The organism is Blautia sp. HA3515 (assembly GCF_059933065.1).
Map to the genome: position 1 here is coordinate 1 of NZ_JAYFUY010000108.1, position 7,449 is coordinate 7,449.

Annotated in this window: 13 protein-coding genes; 1 reads left to right on the plus strand and 12 read right to left on the minus strand. The window is 44.1% G+C overall.

The window, feature by feature from the left end:
* Positions 1-123 precede the first annotated feature (123 nt).
* Positions 124-450 carry a hypothetical protein gene (locus R1Y93_RS09335; RefSeq protein WP_500822596.1) on the plus strand — a complete coding sequence of 109 codons (327 nt, stop codon included), beginning with the start codon at positions 124-126 and terminating at the stop codon, positions 448-450.
* Positions 451-606: 156 nt separating this feature from the next.
* On the opposite strand, the gene R1Y93_RS09340 is transcribed toward R1Y93_RS09335, so the two are convergent.
* The 12 genes from R1Y93_RS09340 to R1Y93_RS09395 all read right to left on the minus strand — a co-directional run bounded on the left by R1Y93_RS09340 (position 607) and on the right by R1Y93_RS09395 (position 7,187).
* Positions 607-1,323, minus strand: a complete 717-nt coding sequence (locus R1Y93_RS09340) for a D-lyxose/D-mannose family sugar isomerase (RefSeq protein ID WP_158422389.1) — start codon at positions 1,321-1,323, stop codon at positions 607-609.
* Between the two features lie 119 nt (positions 1,324-1,442).
* Complete coding sequence (locus R1Y93_RS09345) at positions 1,443-2,507, minus strand: aldose 1-epimerase family protein (protein ID WP_500822597.1); 1,065 nt, start codon at positions 2,505-2,507, stop codon at positions 1,443-1,445.
* A 24-nt stretch (positions 2,508-2,531) separates the two neighbouring features.
* Complete coding sequence (locus R1Y93_RS09350; RefSeq protein WP_500822598.1) at positions 2,532-3,104, minus strand: phosphoheptose isomerase family protein; 573 nt, start codon at positions 3,102-3,104, stop codon at positions 2,532-2,534.
* A gap of 50 nt (positions 3,105-3,154) precedes the next feature.
* The gene (locus tag R1Y93_RS09355; protein WP_500822599.1) at positions 3,155-3,844 is read right to left on the minus strand and encodes a ribulose-phosphate 3-epimerase; all 690 of its coding nucleotides are present in this window, start codon (positions 3,842-3,844) and stop codon (positions 3,155-3,157) included.
* Positions 3,845-3,938: 94 nt separating this feature from the next.
* On the minus strand, positions 3,939-4,838 hold the full coding sequence (locus R1Y93_RS09360; protein ID WP_500822606.1) for a carbohydrate kinase family protein: 900 nt from the start codon (positions 4,836-4,838) through the stop codon (positions 3,939-3,941).
* Positions 4,839-5,017: 179 nt separating this feature from the next.
* Positions 5,018-5,146 (minus strand): hypothetical protein, encoded by a 129-nt coding sequence (locus tag R1Y93_RS09365; protein WP_500822600.1) that lies wholly within the window; start codon positions 5,144-5,146, stop codon positions 5,018-5,020.
* Positions 5,143-5,775: an FGGY-family carbohydrate kinase gene (locus R1Y93_RS09370; RefSeq protein ID WP_500822601.1), complete on the minus strand. Its 633-nt coding sequence runs from the start codon at positions 5,773-5,775 to the stop codon at positions 5,143-5,145. The genes R1Y93_RS09365 and R1Y93_RS09370 overlap by 4 nt, the downstream gene beginning before the upstream one ends.
* 24 nt (positions 5,776-5,799) lie before the next feature.
* Positions 5,800-5,922 (minus strand): hypothetical protein, encoded by a 123-nt coding sequence (locus R1Y93_RS09375; protein ID WP_500822602.1) that lies wholly within the window; start codon positions 5,920-5,922, stop codon positions 5,800-5,802.
* A gap of 236 nt (positions 5,923-6,158) precedes the next feature.
* Positions 6,159-6,320, minus strand: coding sequence for an FGGY family carbohydrate kinase (locus R1Y93_RS09380; RefSeq protein WP_500822607.1), 162 nt, complete (start codon positions 6,318-6,320; stop codon positions 6,159-6,161).
* A complete protein-coding gene (locus R1Y93_RS09385) occupies positions 6,259-6,420 on the minus strand; it encodes a hypothetical protein (RefSeq protein ID WP_500822603.1) in 162 nt (53 codons plus the stop codon). Before R1Y93_RS09385 ends, R1Y93_RS09380 begins: the two co-directional genes overlap by 62 nt.
* Before the next feature lie 85 nt (positions 6,421-6,505).
* Positions 6,506-6,682, minus strand: a complete 177-nt coding sequence (locus R1Y93_RS09390) for a hypothetical protein (protein WP_500822604.1) — start codon at positions 6,680-6,682, stop codon at positions 6,506-6,508.
* A gap of 313 nt (positions 6,683-6,995) precedes the next feature.
* Positions 6,996-7,187, minus strand: coding sequence for a hypothetical protein (locus tag R1Y93_RS09395; protein ID WP_500822605.1), 192 nt, complete (start codon positions 7,185-7,187; stop codon positions 6,996-6,998).
* Positions 7,188-7,449 lie beyond the last annotated feature (262 nt).

Genomic DNA, 7,449 nt, shown 5'->3' on the forward strand with positions numbered 1-7,449 from the left:
TATATCATCAGCCTCTACACATTCTCCTGAAGAATTGTTCATAAAAACAATTCTTCAGGGGAATCTGTAGAGGCTGATGATATAAAAAAGTACGGTGGACTGAAAGTTAAAGATTTACTGGAAGTGTCCGGAACAATCCCACAGCATGAAAGCAGCGACACCGGCCCTGCAGAAGATACTGGTAAAATAACAGATAATAAGAAAAATCAAAACAGCAGCAGTTCTGTTGAGCACAATAAAGAGCCTATAAATAGTAATTCTACTGATTCAGACGATAACCAGAAGCAAGATATCAGCAATTCCCCTGATGCTGATAATAACCAGCCCCCAAATAGCAACTATCCTTCTGACAGTACTGCCATGCCACATGATCAGCCTCAGGTAACTCAGGAAGCATCGCCTTTTGCTGGCGCTTCCCAGCAGAATCCTGATTCTGATATAAGTCACTGATAATTGATATATTGATTACAGATAGAAAGCCACCTTTCCCGCTGCCCAATGATCCGATTTCAAAAATCAGACCACAGTTCTGACAATTGAAAGAACGTTTCAATCACAGCAGCAGAAAAGATGGCTTTTTATTTTACCCTATGTTTTTTGTTTCTATCAGTCTTTTGCAGCAGGATATTCTGTGCAAAGTAATCTGTATGCAGGCTCATCCTCCTCGATGGTTGGGAATCTTCCCAGTGGCTCATAGAAGAAATTGTCTGTATGATCGTCATTAACCATAGAAACCTCTCCAATCAGGGCCGGACCGCCCTCCGGAATAACAAATTCATGATACTGGAACGGTACCAGTGTAATGGATTCTCCATTATGGATCCTTACCGGCTCTCCTGCTTTTACTTTATACTGACGGCCGTCTCTGTAAATAAGCACATCATTTACCAGATCCTTTTCGTAAATGTTTCTTCCATCCTCTGTACGATGAACCTTTGACTGATCTGCATTGTAGAAAGTAAAGACAACATCGTTTCCACCACGGTTGATGATATCCTCTCTTTTATTCTCATGATAATGCATAGGGGAAACCTGTCCGCTGTCACACATCATGATCTTCTCAGCATAGGTTTTCGGATATTTAGGATTGTGGATATTTCCGTTACGGATAGTGATCAGGGCCAGCCCCAGTGTATCAAATTTTCCTTCGCCGTAATCTGTTACATCCCAGCCAAGCTCACACTCACGGATCTCATCATATTCGTGATTTTTATCTGCCCATTCTTCCGGAGTAAAATAAAGGTAGGGCGGCAGTTTAAATCTGCACTCATCTAATAAAGCTTCCATTTTCTTGATTGTTGCATTAATTTCAGACCGTTTCATAGTTATATCTCTCCTTTTCAATATTTATTATGCAAAATTATACCAAAACACCTTGCAGGATCTTTTCTGCTAAATCGTTGCCTTGCAGGATACTTCCTGCTGAATCGTTGCCTTATAGCTTATTTATGATCCTGTCCCTGCTGCATCTTTTGAAACTCCCGGATTGCTTCCTGGATCTCTGCCTGACCGTCAAGAATCGTAAAATTCAACACGTTCTTTTCTTTTGCAAAAGGTGCCAGCTTATGGACTGTACCCCTTTCCTCATGGTAAGGTCTGCCGTATACACTGGAATTGGCAGGCTCCAGACCGATCACATAATCTCCGGATGCGGTAGACTTCCACTCCATAAAGTAGGGCAGATATTTCATATTGTAGGAAATGCGAAGGCCAATGCCAAGAGGCTCATTCACCACCAGGACCTGGGTATCTCCATCTGCATCTGACTGCATATCATGGATAAATACATACTCCGGTTCATTGTCCTTTGGAGGATCCATTTTATCATAATCTGCTTCGTGTCCTTCCCCGTCTTTATCTCGGGCAGTTACCTTTGCGGTAGGGATATAAAACCTGGTATTCTCATCCAGGAACGGATATCCCATATTAATATGGTACAGAAGCATTAATGGTTCATCTCTGTAGCCTTCATTTTCAAATTCATCTGTAACAGTAAAGGTTTTGCTTCCATAGGTGGTGGAAATACTTCTGCGAAGAACCATATTTTCCCCGAAAAGCGCCGCTTCCCGCATTTCACCTTTTACCAACAGCTTGTACTGGTCATCTTCCCAATAAGCGTCTGCCCCAAGATGCTCTGCAGGTGTGGTACGCATGCGGCCATGCATAGGATAATCCACATGATCAATGGTACATGGCGCACAGATGCTCTCAATACCGGAGGTAAAAAACAGCCCTCCCATAATAGACCGGATCGCCTCATCCCCATTTGTATCATATTGATTTCTGCCCTGCAGCCCCGGCTTGGAAAGGAAATTAATATTGATCCCTTTATAGCTTAACTGGTTTACATCCAGGGCTTTATCTGCCATTATCTGCAGTTCCATGCACCCGTTTTTGATCTCATAAGCAGAAAGTCCATGGCTTCTGCCTTCTGTATATGTGATAGGACGTACATAGGCAACCTGCTGCATGCTGCCTACATATTTCATTAAGTTCTCTTTTTTCATTTTGTACCTCCCGAAACCGATCGGTTACTCAAGATTTGCATGATACTGCCAGAGAGCCTTCATATCAATATTGCGGCTTTCCACGATCATCTTTGCCAGAATATCCCCAAGAAGCAGTAAACACTGTTCAAACAGGGAAGTCATGATCTGGCAGGAATCGATCTCATCTTCCAGATACAGCTTTGTACGTACCGGGATCCTTACCATATAATCTGCAATCTCTTTCATCTCACTGTTTGGGTTAGAGCCAATATGTACGATCTTGCAATCCACGGTTTTTCTTGCCTTTTTGGCAATTCCAAGCGGGAAAAGCGAGCCGCCGGACCCTGAGCCAACGATCAGAAGATCCTTCTTTGTAATTGCCGGTTCTGTGATCTCACCAACATAATGGGCTTTGATCCCCAAATGTGCCAGCCTTTTGCATACGCATTGAAGTGCCAGCATCACACGGCCAACTCCTACAAAAAAGACCTGGTCTGCGTTTAAAATGTCCTCTGTCAATTGTTCCAGTGCCCCTGCATCAATACTGGCCATGGTTTTTTCCAGTTCTGCAAAAACATCTTTACAGGTTTTTTCATAATCCTCTTTGAATCCCATCTTGTTCCCTCTCTTTTATATATGTTAGTCCAGACCTTTTAAGTCTGGCATCATAAGATTTCCCTGCGGAGCTGCTCTAATCTGGCAAGGCTTCCCGTAAGATCATTACGATCCAGGCAGGTGGTGCCTGTTACAAATACATCTGCCAGATCCTTTCCATAGGTACGGATATTATCCGGTGAAATACGTCCATCCAGCTCGATCTTGGTATCAAGTCCTCTTTCATTGATCATCTGGCGCAGCTGGCGGATCTTCCTGTCTGCATAAGCCACCTGCTTTTCCCCTTTCAGGAAAGCATAGCCTGGATTGATCAGCATCAAAAGCACGCTGTCACATTTATCCAATACATATTCCACGGTAGATAAAGGTGTGGACGGCTTCAGTGCGATTCCTGCCTTTACGCCTTTCGCATGGATCCGGTTGATCATACCGTCAATATGCGGCTGTGTCTCTGCATGGAATACGATCTGCTGCACTCCTATATCCAGAAGCTCATCTACAAAAAAGTCCTGATTTTCCACCATCACATGACAATCAAAAAACATGTCTGTTTTCTGGCGCAGCTGCCTTACTGTATCCAGCCCCAAAGGCATGCTTGGACTGAAATGACCGTCCAGAATATCCACATGAAGTACCTGGATCCCTGACTGCTCAAGGATACGGATCTGGCTTTCCAGATTGCACATATCCAGACAGATCAGGGACGGTGATATAATACATTTTTCTTCCCAAACTGACATAAGGTTTCCCTCCTGAATTTATTTGATGAACCGGTGTAGCTGTGAGGGTACGAAACAGCTGCAAACCGGTTCTGTAGTCCTGTTATTTATCCTGTTATTTATTTTCCCTGATATAAGCTTCGATGGTTTCCCTGGTTGGCAGGGAATCAATGGCCCCTTTACTCTGTACACAAATGCAGCCGGAAATGTTACCATATTCCATGGCATTTCTAACGATCTGTGCACTCAGGTCTGTACTCTTTTCCACTCCCTGGATACGGAGAGAAGAAAGAAATGCACCCCAGAAAGCATCCCCTGCGCCGGTAGCATCCACAGCCTTTACCTTACGGCCTGCTACACGAATCACTTCCTCTCCCAGATACGCACAAGCTCCCTCAGAGCCCAGGGTTTCCACTACCATTGCGATCTGGTTCTCTTTCATCAGGTTCTGAATATGATCCTGTCCACCCAGCATTTCCACTTCTTCCTCTGAAATCTTAAGGATATCCACATACGGAAGTATGGCCTTTACTGCATCTGCACATGCCTGCTGATCATCATTCCACATAAGATTGCGGTAATTTACATCAAAGGATACCAGTTTTCCAAGATCATGACCTGTTTTCAAAGCTTTGATCGTAGCTTCAGCCACAGGACTTGCTGACAAAGAACAGGAACCTGCATGTATGATCACAGAATCTGCAATATCCGATTCTTTTACTTCATCCGGAGAAAGCAGCATATCTGCCCCTGGCTTTCTGGCGAAAGTAAAGGTTCGCTCCCCATCCTCCTGAAGTGTAACAAACGCAATCGTGGTGATCGCCTGATCTGTAAGCTCCGGCACAATCTGTTTCACTTGATTTTCTTTCAGTGTATCCATGAGAAAACGTCCAAAATCATCATTTCCCACCTTACAGGTAAGGGAAGCCTTTAACCCGTTTTTCACAACTGCAATGGCTACATTGGCAGGAGCTCCTCCGGCCCTGCGAAGATAACTGGCAGGGTCTGCTTCCAGGTATCATATCGATCACCATTTCTCCGATAGAATATAAATCCATCATCTCATATACCGCCTTTCACATTAAGTTTCACAAAATGCCTTAGTATTTTACCGGATACCGTGGATACAGCTCTTTCACGCTGTAATACAGATCATGGAAAATCTCCTGTTTTTCATTATAGATTTTTACATTTTCAGGGATTCGGCTCCACAACCTCCGGACTCATGGTCACAGCTGCCTGGCAGCCCTCCTTAATATCTTTAAAAAATCCAACTCCCACAGCCGCAAGGATCGCTGCTCCCTGGCAGGCTTCTTCCTTCACATTTGTGACACACGGGATCGGAGCACATCCGCCTGGATCTGCTTCCAGGTCACTCCTCTTGCAGCCCCTCCGGATGCGATCAGCCTGGATCTGTCCACCTTCATTTCATCCAGGATATACAGGCATTCTTTCAGATTAAACAAAATCCCTTCCATAGCAGAGCGTACCAGATGCCCCTGCTGATGCATCATGCTTAATCCAAAGAAAACACCTTTTGCATAAGGATCATTGTAAGGTGTCCTCTCACCAGCCAGATAAGGAAGGAAATATAAACCGTCCGCTCCTGCAGGGTAGAAAGTCCAGTTTTCCTGATCAAGCTTTGCAAAGCTCTGATCCGTTTTCAGCATATTATTCCTCAGCCAGCTTAATACACTTCCGCCGTTCAGCGTACCACTTTGCACAACCCAGCGCTGTGAACCTGTATGACACCATGTCTGGATCCGCATTTTGGGGTCAAAAATCGGCTTATCCACAACCACTGCCAGCTGGGAAGAAGTCCCGATATTACAGGTAATAAACCCTTTTTCAATAATCCCATTGCCTGTAAGGGCAGCCATACTGTCCCCGGCACCGCAGATCACCTTCGTGCTGGTAGAAAGCCCGGTCTCCTCTGCTGCCTTTGCTGTCACATATGTCCTGGAATTCCATAGCTTTTATGCATATGGTGGCCAGATGTCCTCTTTCAGATCCAGACGTTTGAACAATTCTGTGCACCAATGATAATTCTTTACAGAAAGTCCCCAGTGCAGCCCCTGCATCTGTGTATTCTGTACCAATCTCTCCAGATAGCTGGTAGCTGATATAATCCTTGGGAGACATAACATAACGATCTGTCATAGGTTTCCTTCTGATGCTTTTTCAGCCAGTACAGACTGCTGATCATCATCCCTGCACTTGGGTGGTTCAAAAGCTCCTCTGTCATCAGATTCCCGGCAAAAGACGGATTTCCTTAAGATCTACGCTGCTTCTCTGATCAAGATGGATGATTGCATTACATGCCAGCTGTTTATTCTCATCCATGTGACCATTCCATGCATCTGTCCGGAAAGCAAATCCCAGCTATGTCCCGGCCCTGGACCCCGGCCTCCTGCAAAGCTATTTGAATGGACTTTTTAACAGCCTCCCACCATTCCAGCGGATCCTGTTCCGCATAAGAAATCTGCGGGATCTGTATCCCGTAACTGGCATTTCCAATCCCCGCTGTTTTTCCATTTTATCATGATCAATGTTTTTGTACTGGATGTTCCCAGATCAATACCCATGAAATAGTTCATAACTAATCTCCTATTTTTCTATTATTTCTATTTCAACACTATTGGTATCTACAACAAGCGTCCTGTAATTTTCAAGATCTATCTCTTACTTTTTATTAAAAGTAACCTTTCCTTCAAGAAATTCAAATACCTTAGTGCTCATCATCACTTCCCGTAATTCTTCCGGATCCAGCTTCGCTGCAGACTTGTATTCATCTACATCCGAAAAGCCTGCTGCCTCTGCCTGTGTCTTGATCTGCTCCTTAAGTTCTTCATCTGGCACCAAGATCTTCCGCAATCCCCTGCGATCGCCTGCATGGCAACCAGCTTTTTACTGTAATCAGCCCCCAGCTTTTGAAGATACAATTTCATAAGTATCCTCTGTCAGACTTGAATCATAATATTTCTTTCAAAATCAGCCAGAGACATCTTATACGTATCTGCATAATTCTGCAGCTGATCCTTTAAAGTGGAAGTATTCCGATTCACAAAAGGAGTGGGAAGCTCTTTAACAAAGGCACTGCTCCTCGAGCAGGTAATCTCCTATATCATTCTCGATCCCGCTGGTATCCCCTTCATTGGCCTCCACCGTTGGACTAACCGTAATCTGCCAGCTCCACATAGGAACCTGCATCAAACTGTGACAGATAAGTTGCCTTTGATTCTGAATCATCCTGCTGCTGTTCTTCCTGCCCTTCCTTTGCCTTCCCTGCTGCCGGAACCTGCACGGTTCCAAATAATGATACTGTCATAGCGCAAATGATACAAAACCGAACTTTTTTCTTCATTGCAATTCCTCCGATGTCTCAAAATCAAAAGTATTTTCCTGTCTGCTGCCGCATCCTTGCGGAGCATTGTTTTTATAATAGGAGCATCACGAAGTAATTTCCTATTGTTGAAACAAAGAGCAGGAGAAAAGACTTCTCCTGCTCTTTTAAGAAAATTATTTTACAATAATATCTCTGCCTTTAGTATCTGAATTCAGATATACGGCTACGATCAGGATGACACCAATAATAATATCTTTCCAGAGAGGATCTACTCCCATCA